This is a genomic window from Vibrio sp. YT-15, from assembly GCF_033337445.1.
Taxonomy (GTDB): Bacteria; Pseudomonadota; Gammaproteobacteria; order Enterobacterales; family Vibrionaceae; genus Vibrio; species Vibrio alginolyticus.
On sequence record NZ_JAWOQR010000006.1, the window covers coordinates 316,486 to 337,454 of the forward strand.

The 20,969-nt window shown below is 42.0% G+C and carries 17 protein-coding genes and 1 pseudogene; 7 read left to right on the plus strand and 11 right to left on the minus strand.

Annotation, left to right across the window (positions count from 1 at the left end; genetic code table 11):
- Nucleotides 1-15 precede the first annotated feature (15 nt).
- From hslU to rraA, 3 genes are all read left to right on the plus strand, one after another.
- Nucleotides 16-1,347, plus strand: a complete 1,332-nt coding sequence (gene hslU, locus R7D93_RS14430) for an HslU--HslV peptidase ATPase subunit (RefSeq protein ID WP_053303349.1) — start codon at nt 16-18, stop codon at nt 1,345-1,347.
- A 1,121-nt stretch (nt 1,348-2,468) separates the two neighbouring features.
- A complete protein-coding gene (locus tag R7D93_RS14435) occupies nt 2,469-3,386 on the plus strand; it encodes a 1,4-dihydroxy-2-naphthoate polyprenyltransferase (RefSeq protein WP_005383178.1) in 918 nt (305 codons plus the stop codon).
- A 76-nt stretch (nt 3,387-3,462) separates the two neighbouring features.
- Entirely contained in the window at nt 3,463-3,969 is a 507-nt protein-coding gene (rraA, locus tag R7D93_RS14440) for a ribonuclease E activity regulator RraA (RefSeq protein ID WP_005379537.1), read from the plus strand.
- 135 nt (nt 3,970-4,104) lie between these two features.
- Here rraA and zapB read toward each other — a convergent pair whose 3' ends face one another.
- Nucleotides 4,105-4,347 carry a cell division protein ZapB gene (gene zapB / locus R7D93_RS14445; protein ID WP_005379536.1) on the minus strand — a complete coding sequence of 81 codons (243 nt, stop codon included), beginning with the start codon at nt 4,345-4,347 and terminating at the stop codon, nt 4,105-4,107.
- Between the two features lie 348 nt (nt 4,348-4,695).
- On the opposite strand from zapB, the gene glpX reads away from it, so the two are divergent.
- From glpX to R7D93_RS14460, 3 genes are all read left to right on the plus strand, one after another.
- Nucleotides 4,696-5,703, plus strand: a complete 1,008-nt coding sequence (gene glpX, locus R7D93_RS14450; protein ID WP_005383180.1) for a class II fructose-bisphosphatase — start codon at nt 4,696-4,698, stop codon at nt 5,701-5,703.
- A 717-nt stretch (nt 5,704-6,420) separates the two neighbouring features.
- The gene (locus R7D93_RS14455) at nt 6,421-7,041 is read left to right on the plus strand and encodes a helix-turn-helix transcriptional regulator (protein WP_054701039.1); all 621 of its coding nucleotides are present in this window, start codon (nt 6,421-6,423) and stop codon (nt 7,039-7,041) included.
- Between the two features lie 160 nt (nt 7,042-7,201).
- Nucleotides 7,202-7,552, plus strand: a complete 351-nt coding sequence (locus R7D93_RS14460; RefSeq protein WP_053303351.1) for a DUF3135 domain-containing protein — start codon at nt 7,202-7,204, stop codon at nt 7,550-7,552.
- Here R7D93_RS14460 and R7D93_RS14465 read toward each other — a convergent pair.
- The 3 genes from R7D93_RS14465 to R7D93_RS14475 all read right to left on the minus strand — a co-directional run bounded on the left by R7D93_RS14465 (nt 7,546) and on the right by R7D93_RS14475 (nt 9,998).
- The gene (locus R7D93_RS14465; RefSeq protein WP_025768346.1) at nt 7,546-7,839 is read right to left on the minus strand and encodes a GIY-YIG nuclease family protein; all 294 of its coding nucleotides are present in this window, start codon (nt 7,837-7,839) and stop codon (nt 7,546-7,548) included. The two genes, R7D93_RS14460 and R7D93_RS14465, sit on opposite strands and share 7 nt — an antisense overlap.
- Before the next feature lie 1,226 nt (nt 7,840-9,065).
- A complete protein-coding gene (locus tag R7D93_RS14470) occupies nt 9,066-9,488 on the minus strand; it encodes a DUF805 domain-containing protein (RefSeq protein ID WP_033905993.1) in 423 nt (140 codons plus the stop codon).
- A gap of 162 nt (nt 9,489-9,650) precedes the next feature.
- Nucleotides 9,651-9,998, minus strand: coding sequence for a 5-carboxymethyl-2-hydroxymuconate Delta-isomerase (locus R7D93_RS14475; protein WP_017820736.1), 348 nt, complete (start codon nt 9,996-9,998; stop codon nt 9,651-9,653).
- 269 nt (nt 9,999-10,267) lie between these two features.
- Between R7D93_RS14475 and tpiA the strand changes: the two genes are divergently transcribed.
- A complete protein-coding gene (tpiA, locus tag R7D93_RS14480) occupies nt 10,268-11,038 on the plus strand; it encodes a triose-phosphate isomerase (RefSeq protein WP_005384863.1) in 771 nt (256 codons plus the stop codon).
- A gap of 97 nt (nt 11,039-11,135) precedes the next feature.
- On the opposite strand, the gene galU is transcribed toward tpiA, so the two are convergent.
- The 7 genes and pseudogenes from galU to R7D93_RS14515 form a co-directional block, all read right to left on the minus strand.
- Complete coding sequence (gene galU, locus R7D93_RS14485) at nt 11,136-12,014, minus strand: UTP--glucose-1-phosphate uridylyltransferase GalU (protein WP_005397961.1); 879 nt, start codon at nt 12,012-12,014, stop codon at nt 11,136-11,138.
- A 68-nt stretch (nt 12,015-12,082) separates the two neighbouring features.
- Nucleotides 12,083-13,249: a nucleotide sugar dehydrogenase gene (locus R7D93_RS14490; protein WP_213868560.1), complete on the minus strand. Its 1,167-nt coding sequence runs from the start codon at nt 13,247-13,249 to the stop codon at nt 12,083-12,085.
- 97 nt (nt 13,250-13,346) lie between these two features.
- Nucleotides 13,347-15,446: a YjbH domain-containing protein gene (locus R7D93_RS14495; protein ID WP_395237239.1), complete on the minus strand. Its 2,100-nt coding sequence runs from the start codon at nt 15,444-15,446 to the stop codon at nt 13,347-13,349.
- Nucleotides 15,447-15,752: 306 nt separating this feature from the next.
- A pseudogene (locus R7D93_RS14500) lies at nt 15,753-17,021 on the minus strand (DUF6444 domain-containing protein).
- 156 nt (nt 17,022-17,177) lie between these two features.
- The gene (locus tag R7D93_RS14505) at nt 17,178-17,882 is read right to left on the minus strand and encodes a WecB/TagA/CpsF family glycosyltransferase (RefSeq protein WP_213868562.1); all 705 of its coding nucleotides are present in this window, start codon (nt 17,880-17,882) and stop codon (nt 17,178-17,180) included.
- Between the two features lie 24 nt (nt 17,883-17,906).
- Nucleotides 17,907-19,436, minus strand: a complete 1,530-nt coding sequence (locus R7D93_RS14510) for a heparinase II/III family protein (protein WP_225496726.1) — start codon at nt 19,434-19,436, stop codon at nt 17,907-17,909.
- Between the two features lie 147 nt (nt 19,437-19,583).
- Nucleotides 19,584-20,936 (minus strand): hypothetical protein, encoded by a 1,353-nt coding sequence (locus tag R7D93_RS14515; RefSeq protein ID WP_213868564.1) that lies wholly within the window; start codon nt 20,934-20,936, stop codon nt 19,584-19,586.
- Between the last annotated feature and the right edge of the window lie 33 nt (nt 20,937-20,969).

A 20,969-nucleotide genomic window follows, 5' to 3' on the forward strand; every position in this document is an offset into this window, starting at 1 on the left:
AAGTAAGGAAAGAATATGTCTGAAATGACGCCTCGCGAAATCGTTCATGAATTGAACCGCCACATTATCGGTCAAGAAAAAGCCAAGCGTTCGGTTGCGATTGCACTTCGTAACCGCTGGCGCCGCATGCAGCTTGAAGAAAGCTTGCGTGCCGAAGTGACGCCAAAAAACATCTTGATGATTGGTCCTACTGGTGTTGGTAAGACTGAAATCGCACGACGCCTCGCAAAACTGGCAAATGCCCCTTTCATCAAAGTTGAAGCGACAAAATTCACCGAAGTGGGTTACGTTGGTAAAGAAGTTGAAACCATCATCCGTGACCTAACAGATGTCGCTGTGAAAATGACGCATCAACAAGCGATGGAAAAAGTGAAATTCCGCGCAGAAGAACAAGCGGAAGAACGCATTCTTGATGCGCTACTGCCACCAGCACGTGATAGTTGGGGTCAATCAGAGCAAACGGAAGAGTCTTCTCACACTCGCCAGATCTTCCGTAAGAAACTGCGTGAAGGCCAACTAGACGATAAAGAAATTGAAATCGACGTAGCCGCACCACAAATGGGCGTAGAGATCATGGCGCCTCCTGGTATGGAAGAGATGACTAACCAGCTGCAAGGCATGTTCCAAAACCTCGCTGGCGACACCAAGAAAAAACGTAAGCTGAAAATCAAAGACGCAATGAAAGCGTTAGCGGAAGAAGAAGCGGCGAAACTGGTAAACCAAGAAGAGCTAAAAGAAGCAGCGATTTTCAACGTTGAAAACAACGGCATCGTATTTATCGATGAGATCGACAAAATCTGTAAACGCGGCGAGAGCTCAGGCCCAGACGTTTCACGCGAAGGTGTTCAGCGCGACCTACTTCCATTGATTGAAGGCAGCACGGTATCAACCAAGCACGGCATGGTAAAAACAGACCACATTCTGTTTGTTGCATCTGGTGCATTCCAAGTGGCAAAACCATCTGACTTGATCCCAGAATTGCAAGGTCGTCTACCAATTCGTGTTGAGCTAGAAGCACTAAGCAGCAACGACTTCAAACGCATTCTGACAGAACCAAAAGCCTCTCTAACAGAGCAGTACGTTGCGTTGATGAAAACGGAAGATGTGGACATCGAATTCACAGAAGACGGCATCACGCAAATCGCGGAAGCGGCATGGACGGTCAACGAAAGCACAGAAAACATCGGTGCTCGTCGCTTACACACCGTAATGGAACGCTTGATGGATGAAATCTCTTACGATGCAGCGGAGCAATCTGGCGCTAAATTCGTTATTGATTCCGCTTACGTGAAAGCGCGCCTAGGCGACACAATTGAAGATGAAGATCTAAGCCGCTTTATTCTTTAATCGCAATCTATTTTACCAAAGCCCAGAACCTTGTTTCTGGGCTTTTTGTATAGAATGACGGCCACTGTGACAACACCTAAATCAAAAGTTCTCGTCATTCTAGCGAGCTCAAGTGAGACTAAGAATCTGCTAACAGCAGACGCCTATTCTTTCCAACTCACCTTAACCACGGCACTATTGGGACGATAGATTCTGAATCACCTCGTTCCTCGCTGTTCAGAATGACGGTTACTGTGACAACACCTAAATCAAAAAGATCTCGTCATTCTAGCGAGCTCAAGCGAGACTAAGAATCTAGTAACAGCAGACGCCTATTCTTTCTCTCTCACCGTAACACTTCACAATCGGATGATAGATTCTGAATCACACTCGTTCCTCGCCGTTCAGAATGACGGTGACTTAGACAACACCTAAATCAAAAGCTCTCGTCATTCTAGCGAGATTCAGCGAGACTAAGAATCTGCTAACAGCAGACGCCTATTCTTTCCCACTCACCTTCACCACTGCACAACCGGACGATAGATTCTGAATCACACTCGTTCCTCGCTGTTCAGAATGACGGTCACTTAGACGACATCTAAATCAAAAGGTCTCGTCATTCTAGCGAGCTCAAGCGAGACTAAGAATCTGGTAACAACAGACGCCTATTCTTTCCAACTCACCTTAACCACTTCACAACCGGACGATAGGTTCTGAATCAAACTCGTTCCTCGCGGTTCAGAATGACGGTGACTTAGACAACATCTAAATTAAAAGGCCTAGTCATTCTAGCGAGCTCAAGCGAGACTAAGAATCTGGCAACAGCAGACGCCTATTCTTCCCCACTCACCTTAACCACCGCACAATCGGATGATCGATTCTGAATCACACTCGTTGTTCAGAATGACGGTGACTTTGACAATACCTAAATCAAAAAAGATCTCGTCATTCTAGCGAGCTCAAGCGAGACTAAGAATCTGCTAACAGCAAACGCCTTTCTTTCCCACTCACCTTCACCACTGCACAACCGGATGATAGATTCTGAATAACCCTTTGACTTCTAGTTGAGTTGTTTTAGGTCAATAGCGTATCTGCCTCTTTGTGCTTATACTGGGCACATTGGTTACTAGCACGAAATTTCCATGAAACAATCTCTACAGATCTGGCTTGAAGCCGCTCGTCCAAAAACATTACCTCTGGCATTGGTCTCTATCTTAACAGGTAGCGTGCTCGCCTACTCGGCGGGTCATTTCTCACTGACGATTGCCATCATGGCTTTCGTAACCGCGACATTGCTGCAAATTCTGTCCAACCTGGCAAACGACTATGGCGATGCCGTTCAAGGTACAGATAACGACAAACGCCTCGGCCCATTACGAGCGATGCAGTCTGGCGCGGTAAGTGCTAAACAGATGAAACAAGCGATTATCTTTAACATCGTTCTGACCGCAATCTCAGGCTTGGTGTTAGTTTTCTATTCACTAAGTTCACTGGAAAGCATTGTTACTTTTATCGGGCTGGGAATTTTGGCCATTCTCGCCGCCATTGCTTATACCATGGGTAGCAAACCATACGGTTACGTGGGGCTTGGCGATATATCAGTATTCTTGTTTTTTGGTTTACTCGGCGTATCCGGTACCTACTTCTTGCATACTGGTCACGTAGACACCACACTATTCTTACCTGCTTTAGGCTGCGGTTTACTCGCCGTTGCAGTCCTCAATATCAACAATATGCGTGATATAGAGAACGACCGAGAGTGTGGTAAACGCACGGTGGCGGTACGCTTAGGTCAACGTAAAGCCAAACAGTACCACTTTATTTTACTTGGCGGAGCTATCCTTGCCTTTGCGGCTTACTTGTTAATTCAAGACAAACCCGTTTGGATTAGCTTGCCATTCTTACTTAGTATTTATTTCGTGGCCGATCATGGTAAAGCGGTTTGGCATACACAAAAGCCTGCTCAAATAGCACCAATGATGCCAGTCATCGTGAAATGCTCTCTAGTCACCAACGTTTTGTTTGCAACAATTGTGGTAGCTCAAACTCTAGTAAGTTAAAAAAGGATTGTCATTGCATTGACTTAATGCCTAGATATACTCAAAGACAACCAATTTCTGTTTAGAAAGGTACGCTATGGAATACAATACCTCAGCACTCTGTGATATCTACCTCGATCAGGTAGATGTGGTTGAACCAATGTTCAGTAACTTTGGCGGTCGCGCTTCATTTGCCGGGCAAATCACCACCATCAAGTGTTTTGAAGATAATTCGTTGATCCGCGAGACATTAGAGCAAGATGGACTTGGTCGCGTTTTGTTAATTGACGGTGGCGGTTCCCTACGTAAAGCCCTTATCGATGCAGAAATCGCAACCATTGCGGAAGAAAACGAGTGGGAAGGCATTGTCGTTTACGGCTGTGTTCGTGAAGTAGATGAACTTGAAGATATGAACTTAGGCATTCAAGCCCTCGCTTCTATTCCTGTTGGAGCGACCAGTCAGGGTATTGGCGAATTGGATGTACCAGTCAACTTTGGCGGCGTTAGCTTCCTTCCAGAAGATTACATTTATGCTGATAGCACCGGAATTATCCTGTCGCCAGAACCATTGAATATTGATTTAGAGTTGGATGAAGAAGCATAACGAGTCTTAGGCGCCTAAGTTATAGGGCCTTCTCTTGGCTCTTAGCGCCTAGCCTTGTCTTAACATTTTCTACTTCCCTAAAACACAAACACCCGCTTAACGCGGGTGTTTTTAATTTGGAATGAAGAAGCCGAATTATTCCACTTCGTCCATTTTGCCAAGTAGTGCACGAATGCGCTCTTGCCATTGTGCGTGCTCTTGCTGTGCTTGTTGTGCTTTTTGCTCTAGCTCTTCACGTTGAGAGCGAAGCTCGTTCGCTTCTTCCGCAAGTTTAGCTTTATCTTCTTTCAGCTCTTCGACTTCCATCTGAAGAAGAGTGATTGTGTCAACTGCAGTTTGAATTTTAGATTCTAGTTGTTCTAGTACTTCAAAAGACATCTTGGCCTACCTATGTTATTCCGTTGGGACGATGTGCGAGATTGATGCACACCTAACCTATATAAGGTTCATTCTACTCAGCGTCGCGATGAGAAACACTCACTATATTCGATATTTTGCATCATTCGGTCAAAAAATCAGCGCAATCTCACTAAACGCTGACTTTTCTTGTCGCCGAAGCATTTTTGAGCAAGGATTTTGCGTCCCGCTACGCTGAAAATCGCCCTAAGTATTGATCAAATTCAAGTTAGATAAAGTAAAAGCCTCGCAAAAAGGCAAACGTTTACTCGACCTTGTGATAGAATCGCCGCGCAAATTCTTCTTCCCTCTTGCTTACTTGGAGACATCATGAAACGCGATTTAGCAATGGCATTTTCCCGTGTGACTGAAGGTGCAGCTCTGGCTGGTTACAAATGGCTTGGCCGTGGCGATAAAAACGCAGCCGATGGCGCAGCTGTTGAAGTTATGCGCACGCTACTGAACAAAACAGATATCAGTGGTGAAATTGTCATTGGTGAAGGTGAAATCGATGATGCGCCAATGCTGTACATTGGTGAGCAAGTGGGTATTGGTGGTGATGAAGTGGATATCGCTGTCGACCCGATTGAAGGGACGCGTATGACGGCAATGGGACAATCGAACGCACTAGCCGTACTTGCCGCAGGTGAGAAAGGCAGCTTTCTTAAAGCGCCAGATATGTACATGGAAAAACTGGTTGTTGGCCCTGGTGCAAAAGGCGTAATTGACTTAGAAAAGCCGTTAAAAGAAAACCTAGAGAACGTAGCAAAAGCCCTGAACAAGCCACTTGATACCCTAGTCGTTATTACCCTTGCGAAGCCTCGCCACGATGACGTTATTGCAGAAATGCAAGCAATGGGCGTACGTGTTTTTGCGGTGCCTGATGGTGACGTCGCTGCCTCTATTCTAACTTGTATGCCAGACAGTGAAGTGGACATGATGTACTGTATTGGCGGTGCGCCAGAAGGGGTTGTATCAGCAGCGGTAATTCGAGCGCTAGACGGTGACATGCACGGTCGCCTGCTTCCTCGTCATGAGGTAAAAGGCGATACTGAAGAAAACCGCATTTACGGTGCAGATGAACTAAAACGCTGCGATGAAATGGGCGTAAAAGCGAATGTTGTCCTCAAAATGGAAGACATGGCTCGTAGCGACAATGTGGTATTTTCAGCTACAGGCATCACTAAAGGTGACTTGCTGGAAGGTATCTCTCGTCAAGGCAATATAGCGACCACAGAAACGCTGCTCGTGCGCGGTCGATGCCGAACTATTCGCCGCATCAAATCGACTCACTACTTAGATCGTAAAGATCCAGAAGTACGCGATATTATTCTTTAAGCATTTCTCGAGGCTCTCGCTCAGTCTGAGCTTGAGCCTTTCTTTCCGCACAACCGGGCAATAGATTCTGAATCACTCTCGTTCCTCGTTGTTCAGAATGACGGTGACTTTAATTAGCTCTAAATCAAAAGAACTCGTCACTCTAGCCAGTTCCAGCGAGACTAAGAATCTAGTGGTAACAAGCTCCTATTCTGTCCTGCTCGCCTTAACCGCTGCTCAACCAAAAGATAGATTCTGAATCACTCTCGTTCCTCGTTGTTCTGAATGACGGTGACTTTAATAAGCTCTAAATCAAAAGAACTCGTCATTCTAGCCAGCTCCAGCGAGACTAAGAATCTGGTAACAGCAAACTCCTATTCTTTCCCGCTCACCTTAACCACTGCTCAACCAGAAGATGGATTCTGAATCACCTCGTTCCTCGTTGTTCAGAATGACGGTGATTTTAATAAGCTCTAAATCGAAAGAACTCGTCACTCTAGCGAGTTCCAGAGAGACTAAGAATCTGGTAACAGCAAACTCCTATTCTTCCTGCTCGCCTTAACCGCTGCACAATCGGACGATAGATTCTGAATCACCTCGTTCCTCGCTGTTCAGAATGACGACATATATTGGCTCATATGAACATCGCCCCTACAAATCCACACTCAAATTAAGTCAACACTTTTCTTTACTAACCCTATCGCGCATAATATGTACTGACGTATAAATGGTGGGTATATGAAGACCGTAGATAGGATATTGCAAATCGTTAAGCGTGATGGCTCCGTCACTGCAAAACAACTCTCTTCTGAGCTAGGTATGACAACCATGGGGGCTCGTCAGCACCTGCAAAGTTTAGAAGATGATGGCATTCTTTCTATCCATGACGTAAAAGTAAAAGTTGGTCGCCCTGCTCGTCATTGGTCTCTCACTCAAAAAGGTCATGAGCAATTTACTGACCGTCACGGTGAGTTGACCATTCAGTTTATAGAAGCTGTCGAACATATCTTTGGCAAAGATGGACTGGAAAAAGTCACATCAGAAAGGGAAAAACTCACGTTACAAAGTTATCGTCAGCATCTTGAGCAATGCGACTCTCTGCAAAGCAAACTAGAAACACTTGTCACATTAAGAGAGCAAGAAGGCTATATGGCAGAGCTCGAGAAAGATGAGAACGGATTCATCTTGATCGAAAATCACTGTCCGATTTGTAAAGCCGCAACTCGCTGCCCAAGCTTGTGCCAATCAGAATTAAGTGTCTTTCAGTCTTTACTTGGACGTGACACCAAAGTAGAGCGTACCGAACACATCATTAGTGGCCAAAGACGCTGCGTTTACCGCATCCAACAACTGCAGTAACCACCACAACCAAACATCGACATGCCGCACTTGTTCAATCTCAAGCTCGAAAGCTTCTCTTATAAGTGAGACGGCTAAAGAATTCATCCTCTCTCCTCTTTCTAGTGGTATAGGCTTTTAGTAACTAAAGGCAATTTCCATAAGGATTTGGAGAGCATCGATGTCTAATCTACGTCATATCCCGTCCCAAACGCTTCCTCCATTCGATGAAATGGTTCGAATGGCAGAGCGAGACCCAGAAGCTTTTGAGCAATTTCGTCATGAGATGGCGAAAGAGATGATCGAAAGCGCATCAGAAGATATGAAAGAAAGATTGTGGGCTCAACAAAGCCACATTGATAGAGTCATCAGCACGTGTAAAAACCCTCATCACACCAATGTGGTATTGATGAACGAGTTGCAAAAACAGGTCGTAAAGTTCAAAGCAGCGCTAGAAGGGGAAGCGGCACCGACACAAAAAGCGGATGTGGTTAGCTTAAATGCGTTTAAAGATAGGGATGATTTTTACTGATACTCAGTAGATAGATCGAGAAAGTTAGGGTTCGTTTCTCTTACCAAGGCTAACTTCCACTCACGCTTCCACTGCTTGAGCTGCTTTTCTCGGTTTATAGCATTAGCCATATCGTCGAATAACTCAAAGTAAACGAGCTTATGAACGTTGTATTTCTTAGTAAATCCTTCCACTACTCCATTTTTATGTTGCCATATTCTTTGGGGCAGCTGACTGGTAACACCTATGTAGAGAACGGCGTTGTTATTTGACGTTAGGATATAAACGCAAGGTGTCTTATCGATGATTCATTCTCCTTCATTATTCGCTGTTACTTTTCCATTGTAATTCGCGAGCTCAGTCAGTTTATTTCAAACTCGGAGCACTCTGTGCGTAGATTCTGAATCACACTCGTTCCTCGTTGTTCAGAATGACGATGACTTTAAGAGCCTCTAAATCAAAAGAGCTCGTCATTCTAGCGAGCCTTAGCGAGACTAAGAATCTAGTAACAGCAAGCTCCTATTCTTTCCCGCTCAGCTTAACCACTGCTCAACCGGACGATAGATTCTGAACCACACTCGCACCTCTCTGTTCAGAATGGCAGTGACTTTAACAGCCTTTAAACCAGAGAAGTTCGTCATTTTAGCGAGCCGCAGCGAAACTAAGAATCTGGTATCAGCAAGCTCCTATTCTTTCCCGCTCAGCTTAGCCACTGCTCAACCGGATGATAGATTCTGAATCACCTCGTTCCTCGCTGTTCAGAATGACGGTGAGTTTTACAGCCTCCAAACCAAAAAAGTTCGTCATGCTAGCGAGCCTTAGCGAGACTAAAAATCTCGTAACAGCAAGCTCCTATTCTTTTGCTCTCACCTTAGCCACTGCTCAACCGGATGATAGATTCTGGACCACGCTCATTCCTCGCTGTTCAGAATGACAGTGGCTTTAACAGCCTCTAAATCAAAAGAGTCCGTCATTCTAGCGAGCCTTAGCGAGACTAAGAATCTAGTAACAGCAAACTCCTATTCTTTCCCGCTCAGCTTAACCACTGCTCAACCGGACGATAGATTCTGAATCACGCTCGTCCCTCGCAGTTCAGAATGACGGTGACTTTAAGAGCCTCTAAATAAAAAGAGCTCGTCATTCTAGCGAGCCTTAGCGAGACTAAAAATCTCGTAACAGCAAGCTCCTATTCTTTCCCGCTCAGCTTAGCCACTGCTCAACCCGACGATAGATTCTGAATCACGCTCGTCCCTCGCAGTTCAGAATGACGGTGAGTTTAACAGCCTCTAAATCAAAAGAGTTCGTCATTCTAGCGAGCCTTAGCGAGACTAAGGATCTGGTAACAGCAAACTCCTACTCTTTCACACACAGCTTAACCAGGGCTCAAGCGGACGATAGATTCTGAATCACACTCGTCCCTCGTTGTTCAGAATGACGATGACTTTAAGAGCCTCTAAATCAAAAGAATTCGTCATTCTAGCGAGCCTTAGCGAGACTAAGAATCTACTTTCAGCACGCTCGATACTTGAAGCAATTACTCCGGCTCAGGGCCATATTGATTTGGTCCTGATGTTCCCTTTAAGAAACCACATTCAATTAGAATCCATAAACCACAAATCAGAGAAATGGAAGCGACGAACATCTGTGGGGTCGACGGCTCTTGCGCGGCAGGGCTGGTCATTGGCGTGGCAATTCGTCCGATAATCAGCGGAATATTCAGTGCTAGCCAATAGATCGATTTGTTGCGGTCGTGCCAACGCTTAGTGGTGATCGCCAAATCAGGGATCAACAGAACCACCAAGAAAATAGGAAGAAGAACATAGGAGAGAGTAGGAAGCAGCTGGCTGATACCGGCACCAAAGCCTAGAATGGACACATAGTAAATGACGTTCCAAATCCAGTAGGTTTTACGGTCTATACGTCCTTGAAAAGAAAACAGTAACTCTTTAGTCGACATCAAATTTTACCCCAAAATAGAAAGGTTATAGATTAGCCGAGTCAATATAGTTTGGAAAGGACACCGATAGCTTGGGTGCCCACAACGCCCATATAACAAGCAGAGCCAGGCTGAGAATTAGTAACAATAACCCCTCGCTATTCTCGGGCAATTCAGCGCAACCTAGTTCACTACCTTTTGGAAGCTATCTATATCCATGTCTCGGATATTGACCGTTAAACTGTGCACGTGACTGGCTTGCTCTTGAAGTGTCGCCATCAAGGCTCGTGACAGTTCTCGCTTTTGTTCTTGGGAGCGACCAGATAACAAATCAAAGTTGATATGGATAAAATCAAGGCTATCTCCCTCCTCTCCTATTAACCAATTGTGGCACCGGAGCGTTCTAGATTTCACTGACGCGAGTTCAAAAAGGCCACTTTCTAACGCCGTTTTATGTAAATCCTCCAGCAACCCCTGAACATTGACGCGTTCTTCCACCGAGTTTGAATACTCTAAAACGAGATTTGGCATTTTGATTCCTTTCTACAACAATTAATTCCAGCGCGTAGTAATACCAATCTCAGCAGCAATTTCCGAGGAATGAACTATCATTCTGTCTACGCGATCACCAATCGGTTGCTTTTGACAAAAATAACAGGATCGATGCTTGGTCGAATCAGTAAAGAAAGCCGGACAAGACATGACGCCAATCATGATCTGTTCACATTATTCTGTTATATTCCTACGTAGATTTTTTACATTAATTGACTATTTACATTAAAGATAAGGGAGATATTCCTATGCGTCGTCCTGTAGTGATGGGTAACTGGAAACTAAACGGCAGCAAAGCAATGGTAACTGAGCTGCTAACTGGTCTTAACGCTGAACTTGAAGGCGTTGAAGGTGTTGACGTAGCAGTCGCTCCACCAGCACTTTACATCGACCTAGCAGAGCGCGTAATCGCTGAAGGCGGTAACAAGATCATCCTAGGTGCTCAAAACACTGACCTAAACAACAGCGGTGCGTTCACTGGCGATATGTCTCCAGAAATGCTGAAAGATTTCGGTGCTACTCACATCATCATCGGTCACTCAGAGCGTCGTGAATACCACAACGAATCTGACGAGTTTATCGCTAAGAAATTCAACTTCCTAAAAGAAAACGGCCTAACACCTGTTTTCTGTATCGGTGAGTCTGAAGCGCAAAACGAAGCTGGCGAAACTGAAGCTGTATGTGCACGTCAAATCAACGCAGTTATTGACACTTACGGTGTTGAAGCTCTAAACGGCGCAATCATCGCTTACGAACCAATCTGGGCTATCGGTACTGGTAAAGCAGCAACAGCTGAAGATGCACAACGCATCCACGCTTCTATCCGCGCACTAATCGCAGCGAAAGACGAAGCAGTTGCAGCACAAGTAATCATCCAATACGGCGGTTCTGTTAAGCCAGAAAACGCTGAAGCTTACTTCTCACAACCAGACATCGACGGCGCTCTCGTTGGCGGCGCTTCTCTAGACGCGAAAAGCTTCGCAGCAATCGCTAAAGCAGCGGCTAAAGCAAAAGCGTAATCTCGTTTTTACTGAGAGTAAAAATAACAAAGGGATGCATCATGCATCCCTTTTTGTTTGTGTTGTACCGTCGGAGTACCTAATAGAAAGTTCCGACCTACGCTGGCTCGGCAATTTTCACGGTTGGCTTTTTCGCTAGCTCCGCACTGGAATCTTTCTTATAAAGGTTCTCGTAGCAGTAATTTGTAGCTTCAATGTAGCCTTCTACACTACCGCAATCAAAGCGTTGACCTTTAAATTTGTATGCCAAAACACAACCAGATTGAGCTTGTTGCATCAGCGCATCGGTGATTTGAATCTCACCACCTTTACCTGGCTCTGTATTTTCAATCAGTTCAAAGATATCAGGTGTCAGAATATAGCGACCAATAATCGCTAGATTGCTAGGTGCAGTGCCTGGCTCTGGCTTTTCTACCATGTTATCAATGCGGAAGATATCATCTTTGATCATCTCGCCAGCAATCACACCGTATTTATGTGTTTCTGATTCCGGCACTTCTTGTACCGCAACGATTGAACAGCGGAACTGTTTGTACAGCTCAACCATTTGCGCTAGAACGCCTTTGTCCTCATTCACACATAGGTCATCCGCGAGCACAACAGCAAACGGTTCATCACCGACCAGTTCACGTCCCGTAAGAATAGCGTGACCTAAGCCTTTCATTTCACGCTGACGAATGTAAGTGTAACTCGCAGAATCAATCAAAGAACGAATATCATCAAGCAGCGCTTCTTTACTTGTACCGCTAATTTGATGCTCTAACTCATAGTTTTTATCAAAGTGATCCATTAACGAGTGCTTACCACGACCTGTGACGATGCACATACCGTCCATACCGGCTTCAATCGCTTCTTCAACACCGTATTCAATCAATGGCTTGTTCACCACTGGCATCATTTCTTTCGGCATCGACTTAGTTGCAGGAAGGAAACGTGTGCCGTAGCCCGCTGCAGGGAATAAACATTTTTTAATCATAACCATTACCAACTAAAAAAAGGCTCCTCTGAGGGAGCCTGTTATATTATTTTGAATATAAAGACTAATTAATCGCTACCAAACAGGTCACGGGTGTAAACTTTATCAGCAACATCAGCTAGTTCTTCAACCATACGGTTAGAGACAATCACATCTGCACTTTGTTTAAACTCATTCATATCTTTGATTACACGTGAGTTAAAAAACTCATCTTCCTGAAGTACTGGTTCATATACCACAACTTCGATGCCTTTTGCCTTAATACGCTTCATAATGCCTTGAATAGACGAAGCGCGGAAATTGTCTGAGCCAGCTTTCATAACTAAGCGATAAATGCCCACAACTTTTGGTTCTCGCTTGAGAATAGACTCTGCGACAAAATCTTTACGAGTGCGGTTTGCATCAACAATAGCTCCAATAATGTTATTTGGAACATCCTGATAGTTTGCTAACAGTTGCTTTGTATCTTTCGGTAAACAGTACCCGCCGTAACCGAATGAAGGGTTGTTGTAGTGGTTACCAATACGAGGGTCTAAGCCTACACCTTCAATAATTTGGCGCGCATCAAGGTTGTGTGCTTCAGCATACGAATCTAACTCATTGAAATAAGCCACGCGCATCGCAAGGTAAGTGTTTGAAAACAACTTAACCGCTTCTGCTTCTGTAGAGTTAGTAAACAGAACCGAGATATCTTCTTTTACCGCACCTTCGACCAAAAGATTAGCGAACTTCTCTGCACGTTCGCTACGCTCACCAACGATGATGCGAGACGGGTGGAGGTTATCGTAAAGTGCTTTACCTTCACGAAGAAACTCTGGAGAGAACATGACATTCTGACAACCGAGTTCTTCTTTAATGCGCGCAGTATAACCCACAGGTACAGTCGACTTAATCACCATAACCGCATCTGGGTTAATCGCCATCACATCTTTAATCACAGCTTCAACTGAAGAGGTGTTAAAGTAGTTCGTTTGAGGGTCATAATCCGTTGGTGTGGCAATGACAACAAACTCTGCGTCTTTGTAAGCCAGCTCTTTATCTAGCGTCGCGACAAAGTTTAACTCTTTGTTTGTTAAAAAATCCTCAATTTCGGCATCCGCAATTGGAGATTGCTTGTTATTCAACAAATCCACTTTTTCTTGGATAATATCAAGCGCCACAACCTCATGGTTTTGCGACAATAACATGGCATTGGACAAACCGACGTAGCCCGTGCCTGCGACAGCAATTTTCATTTTTATTTCCTATTATTTAACTGACGCTAGCATATCAAAGCACCGACACTCTCGGTAGAGTGCGGTGATTAACTAAAAGCCTAACTAGCAACACAACTTAATTCAATTGAGTACCCAAGTAACGCAAATAAGCGTTGCGGATGCGCAGCTTGTTCTGTTCAAAGTACTCTTGACCATAGCGGCCTCGGTTAAAGTAACGGCGAAGCATACTATTATCCATTACGAGTTCATCACCCTGGCCTGCCGCTAAGTAGTTAGAATCATTACCCACTCGTGTCATAACGTTGAAATCATAGGCTTCGTTGCCACGAACCTGTATTACTCCCGGTGACATATCACGCCATGGCGTTAATGGCAGCTTTACTGACACAGTGACAAACTGCTCTTCGTCTGTATCGTTAAACTTTGTCACCTGATAACTTGCCGATACTTCTATGTCTTCAAACCAATGTGATGTCGTGAATTTTGCGCCAACATCTCCTTTCCAAAACTCTCCAGCAGTTGCGTTAAACTGCCAATCCCACTCTGGCATAGAGAATGTGTAACGAGTTAAAAAGGTTTGGCGATCTGGGTTCGCATAACCATTTTTGTCTTTTTCGTCTTGATGTTGGAAATAGCTCATCTCTAATCCCAACTCATGGTTGCCCGATTGAGAGAACCAAGCTGATTCGCTGCGCGCACCGATATAATCCGACTTAACCAAGCCTAGAGAGACCTGGTTTGCTATATCGACATACGGTAAACGGAAGAACTGATGTACCATTGCACGCTCAATCTCGTTCTCGTATACGCTGTCTTCGAAATACCCACCCTCTTCAAAATCATCACTTTCTGCTAAAGGTAAAATATGACGAACATCAATTGCCGCACCAGACCATAGGTAGGTGTATAAGTTGCTAGACATGGCAAAAGAGTAATCATACACTCCGTACTCGGTTGCTACGCCATGCCTTACCATAGGGGAAAGTACGATCTGCGAATCTAAAGTGCCTGAATTGACTCGCTTCGTTTTCCAATCAACCATGTCTAATCTTTCCGACAAATCGCGCGTGATAAACTGAATGTCATCGCAAACTGCGCTGCCATTGACAAAACTTTGATAACAGTTAGAGTTAGACAAAACGCTGACCACTGGTTTTTGGTTGGCAAGCATCACAAGTTCAAATTGATCCGATGCAGCGCCAATATCTTGCGCCGCATTTTGACCGAAATGACTCGATACAATCCCCAGAGCCACACCTAGCCCGTCAACTTGATTATGGTTGTAGCGGCGGTTTTCTAAAGCCACCACGACTCTATCATTGACCAACCCCACTTGAACGTTAACGAAACCTTCATTTTTTAACGCACTCACCAAAGTTGATATCGAAGCATCTTGAAACTTCTTCTGTTCTACAAAAAGCCTATCTCTCAACGACAGATCATTTTGAGAAAAGTTTACTGAGCGCGTGTAGTCAGATATCAAAGGTATTGAAAGAGCAGCATTCCACACCGTCGCCTCGTCAGAATCATGTCCTGAATAAAGCTGATAGCTGAGTGAAGCTGCTATGTCATGTGGCAACACTCCTTTTGGTGTGAAAAATTTCACTGAAGAGTTAAACTCGACAGCATCGTATTCTGCTGTGAGTTGCATAAAACGAAATGGCTGATATTCCACACCTCCAAATACCCCATCCATGACTCCTAGCTCGATATCTGAAATACTATAACCAGCAGAAAAACGTAATGGAGCAAGATGGGTTGTGTAATCTCCAACCACATAATTCGTCTGGAAATGGTTGGCCGCCCCTCCTAGATCCTGAACACCGACGGCAAGGTTGAAGCTATTGAAATTCAACCAATTGGGGAACTGATATTTAAATGACAAAGATAGATCGCGGATCCCACATCCCGCTTCCAAAAAACCTTTACAGTTATAAGTTTCAGTCACTATACGTGCATGTGCTTCCAAACCCTCCTGTACCCCAAGCGAAAACTTAAGTGAATCTAGCTCGTTAACTCGCTCTCGCCATGGTAACCCTTGTGCATATGTGAAAGAAAAATCACCGAAATTTAACGACTGAGCATTGGGTGTCTGCGTTAAGCCAGTAAAGCTCTGATTAGAGGGTAAGCGCTCTAACTGTTCAGTTACTTTTGCTGCACCTACATAAAAAGGCAGTGAACACACCACAGCCCCCACAGTTATCATTTTTATCATTGGTCATGCCACTACTGAAGTTTTAAATACGTAATAAGGGCCTAAGCACCTTTATTAAACTACTTATTTTTCATTAACTTTACATTTGCATCAAGTTTCATTTTAATTAATGCGTCGTCTAACCAAAGCTAGCAGCCTAGCTTGATATAGAAACTTCCACAAAAGCAGCCTCGAAATAGATGTTTAACTACTAACCCTAACTCTTACAACACATATTTCTGCATTGTTTTATTCTGAGAGCGGCTTTGAGGTTGTAACTATTCCCCCGAGCTATTGACAAGTAACTGTTCACCAACAGGTTATTGACTAAGCGTTTGCGTAAAAGCTAGTTTCGTTGAGGTCGAAGACATTAGGGTATGGTTGCTGTGAGATCACAGCAGTTACAATGCGAGTTAGAGTCTCGAGCGAAGATCTCAGCCTCTTCTTGCAGGTTTTTATTAGCGAGTGGAGCCTATCTCGGAACTTATCGCCTGCATCAGAGGTTGTTCCATAGCTGATTTTTCGCTGCATAAAGAAGCCACGCAATCGATTTAGGTATAGAGCATCATCGATTTTGCCAGCCTCCCAACAATGCCGAGTTCGAAAGACTAATTTGCTCAGCAGTACAAGGCGCTGACCTATTTTGGCAGTGTGGCCCTTACCTTAGTAATCAGCAATTTGTTGTAAATTGCGAATAACATGCGACCAACATAGTTGATGTTTATCCTGAGAAAGCCAGTTGTCGCCGCTATACTGGTCGCAGACCACGATGCCACAATAGTCTGAATCTAGTATCGTTTTTGCTGAATGCGTAGAGCGAGAGTAAAGAATTTTTTCATAGACTAAGTCACCACTTGCGACTAACCAGCACCAACGTAGACGCTCCTCATCATTTCTCGAGTGATACGTTTAATCTACATGTGAAAATGGCGCAGATTGTATATATTGGTTTTACTTGCTTGATGCAGAGGTGTAAGCATAGAGGTAATGCGCTTTACTTATGGCACCACCTGAGAAGGTCGTGCCAAACTGCTCTTGCAGTAAGGAACGTATTTTTTCGAACGCTGCGATAATATTGACCAGCCAGTATGGCGATATGACTCATTAATTTGGCCCTATAATCCCTTGAGGGACATCGCTTGGTTTTTATACTTTTATGACCTATCCGCATGCTTGAATAGAGCCAATATTCGATAATGTCTATGTGTGGTGGTGGGATTTCATGAACTTGGTGGCGATAAAACGGTGTATCACTCATTTCGAGGTCAGTGTCACCGCAGCAAGGGCATGTGTTTTCAGGATAACAATCGACAACAATATCGGACTCTTTTAGTTCTGAGGGTTGTCGTTTATGCCCTTCGTGACGCTGTTTAGCTCCTCTCGGATTGCGACCACTAGAGCTTTGAGCTTTTTTCGTTAAGCCCGCTCTTGAGTCCCATCGGAGGAAGGATATTTAGAGAAATTAGCGCTGCTCGTTTTGAGCCTATCTTCATAATGGCGCAATTGCTCCCATAACTCAGATATCAACGCACTAGCTTCGTTGATATCCGATGCAATAGGTGGTGAAGATGAGAATTTGGATTTTTTCTTAGTAATGCAGTTAGCATGAACGCTAGCAATGATCACTCAATAGGCAAAGTGGGAGCCAGTGCGAATAGTCACGTCTAGGCCATGCCCTACTCGACGCGATTTTTCTTGACCTTGCCCTGATTGTGATTACTAGAATCGGAAACAATCACAGTTTTTGTATTTTTAGCTATTAAATCTACCCGAATAAAGAAGAAAAAGAAACTTAACCAAATGAATTTGCCGCTTAATTCTGAATGGTTCTTGCAATAATCTATACAACCACTCTAGGTTGTTTTTTAACCACCATTCAGGAGCTCTATTTACTTTCCCTGTATATACGTCAAAGCTACCACCTAGTCCTTGATAAAGAGCTGGATGTATCTTACTTAACTCCTCCATTAGAATTTCTTGTAGCGGTGACCCCATAGCAACAAAAACAATATCCGGCTTCTTATCAATTATATCGTTAATTAAATCCTGCTTTTCCCGATCATTAGCGATGTAACCGTTTCTAAAATTTGTAATATTTATCTGTGGGAATTCTTTCTTTAACTTAACAACCGTGCTTTCAATTACTTCTTGCCTTCCTCCAATAAAATAGAATCTTTTATTTTTGTAGAAGCGAGAAATAATATCTAACCACAACTCGCAACCAGGAATTTTAATAGCTTCCTGAAAACCATTACGCTTTAAAGCCAAAACCGCACCATATCCATCAGGGTATCCCATATTTCTGTTTATAATATTTATGGACTGTGGCGTTGAATTTAATATTTTCTCTGCGTTAACTGCAATTAAAATACTTTTTTGTTTGAATGCACTCTCGATCAGTTCAAATCTAGAATCTACAGCGTTAATTTTAACACCATTAACCTTACAGTTTTTCATACTTTTTAATAACCACGTTTACAACTATTTCCTAGACGCACTATTTATTAAACAATCTAAATAATCTAAATGATTAGATGAACAATCTCTTGCTTTAAACACGCTCACTAGTCTACTAGACTTACTAATCTCAAATGACAAGCAGGTTAAAATATTATTTTCTTTACAACCGTATAATTTAGAATAATCAAGTTTTTCGGTAAGAGGGTCTATATTAGAAATTTTTTCGTGTGCGTCAACTTCAAAAAAAGACATATCAAATACGCTAGAGAGAAGCAGCCATCTCACACAGAGTTTAAAATCACCAACAGTTACATTAGAACCTTCAAAATCAACCTCATCTACGATCATAAAATAATCATCACCAAAATGAACGCTTCGAGTTAATTTTGTACCATCTTCTTTTGAATATGATGCCTTAATCAAACTTTCACTAGTTGCTAATAATTTCCCCGAACCGCCTCTGCTCCAAGAAAAAGGTGTTAATTGTTTAATATCATCTTCACCAAAACTTGGCATGGAATGATATTTTGAAGAACGATAACTTGCACGTTCAAAAGAAGTATAAGTATATGTTTGGCTATCAGCTGAAACTAGCGAGTTATTCATATCTTTAAATACTACACTCAAAAAGTCATAATGAGCATGTCCGAACAGAGGTGGCATACCAAAATAACCATATTTAAAATAACAGGTTCCTATATTATTACGAATAACTGCTAACCCAGCATCACTATAGTTTTTAATATACTCTTTATGATCAGTATCAAAAGTAGATAACAATCTAAGTGTCGAATTCCAGTCAAAAAAGTAGCTACTATCACTATCCCCAAACCTTACAACACTATCACTTGATATAAAATTCGATATAAACGGAGCGGCTCTTTTCAAAGTGGATAATATACTATCACTGGAAATAACACTATGAATTAATAAACAAAGCTCAATGTTAAACAAATGATATGCTGTGCTCTGTTCAATTCCAGAACCATCATTAAAAGTTTGATAATCAAACTCAGATTCTAGTTTACCTTGCCAAAAACTTAATTCTGATTTAGATAAGGCGTGACAAATTATCACAAGGCCTGCATATTCGAATAACGTATGATTACCACGAGATGAAAACAGAGATAGCCTATGTCTAATTAAGTCATAGTTAGTGATAAAGAATGAGTTTGATATATCAATCAACTCCTGAGAAATATCACCTTTAGCTCTTTTTAAAATTACTAAAGACGAGAACAAATTTATACAGCGAATTGCGCATTCCATTGTTGATATATAATTTAAACCCTTCAAGGGTTTATTGTGATTCATCCAGGATTTTAAACTACTCTTCAGTAACTCTTCCCCATTATCTTCCCTTGCCAACACTATATATTCTTTGAATCGGTGTCCTTCCCAATATAATCTCAAATCAAAGTTTGTTGGAATTCGATTCGATTTAAACCAATTTGAATTATCAATTTCCTCGACCAAAACACCTCTGTCAATGATATTTTTTCCCTCTTCCAATTCTATGACAGCGTAATCATGAACAACATCCAAATTCAAACGTGTTGATTTGTGGCTAATCCACCCATTCTTGAACCTAAAGCAATCGGATTTATAGTACATCAACTCCAATACCCTTGAACCAATCTCTAAAAGAGGCATTTTCCTAAGGCGTTTAAAATACCATAATACACTTTTCCTCATATTTTAAGCCTTAACGCTAGATAACAACAATAAAAACTTACCATTTTTTTGTTTTATTAACTCTTCTACATATATTATTTCTATGGTAGTTCCCGCTTTCATCGCGGATTTAAAATGTTTCATAAGAATAGACTCACATTTATCATCATAAGTACTGCCCTTTATAATCAATACTTCCAAGAATCCAGGTTTTGTTTGTCTATATTGTAAGCCATCTATTTTTTCATATAACTCTGAGTGTAAGTTCAATGCTGTTGGTGTTATAAAACTCATATCATCATTATATATTTTTTCTCCAAGCCAACGTCCTTTTATAGGTCCAATGATTTTAATATCTTTATCTTGGTCATACTCAATATAACTCGCGAAATCTCCAGTCCTATATCTTATCAAAGGCATACCTATATTGTGATATGTTGTGCCTACTATTTCGCCTAAAATACCTTTTTCTTTAATAACTTTACCATTTTCATCTATCAGTTCGAAGTAACCGTATCTAGACTCTATTTTATAGTTTTCAGAAATATTATTATTCTCTATGTTATTACCTGCTAATATTAATTTCTCACTATGACCGTAAAATGAATACAGTCTAATACCTAGTGAACTTTCAATAAATTCTTTTTGGTATATAATCACATTTTCAGAACTGCATAAGAAAGCCTTTAAAAATGAAGTATCTAAACAACGTTTATATAAAAACTTTGAAAAAGTGTAAGCAACTGATGGGTAACAGTGAATAAACTCAACTTTATTTTTTAAAAGAACGCGGTATATTTTTTCAAAATATTCATCATTTAATTTAAATCCATCAAATATTATCTCTTTAGTAATAGGATTAACCGTATATACTTTGTTTTCTGGCAATTTAGCGTTTCGTATAACGGCTCGTGTACTAAAATCATATCCAACCTTTGACCATAGATGATGAATAGTTGCCAATTCAACAATATAACGATCTGGTGGCATAACTAGCCGTAATGGTTTACCACTAGTCCCTCCCGTTGTTCCTCTATCGTAATTTTTAAGGTCAATTGAAGAGTTAAGAAACGAATTAAAATCTGCAAGTACTTTATCTTTATCAATGAAAGGAATGTTGTCTTCGAATTCTTCGATAGTAGAAAATTTTTCATAATTTTTATAATATGGAACTTCGTTTCTACATCTATTAACTATGTTAGTAAGAAGATCAACCTCCTGAACTTTATCTTTATCATTTTTCGTAAGAATCTCTCTATAATTTCTATATTTACTTCCATATACAAAATTAGGATTTCGATTAAATCTCATTAAAAATAGCAAGATGAAATTTGGCAATAAACTTATATTATTAAGAATAAATCTTTTAATTTTCACAATATAACAATCCATACAAATAAATATTTTAGT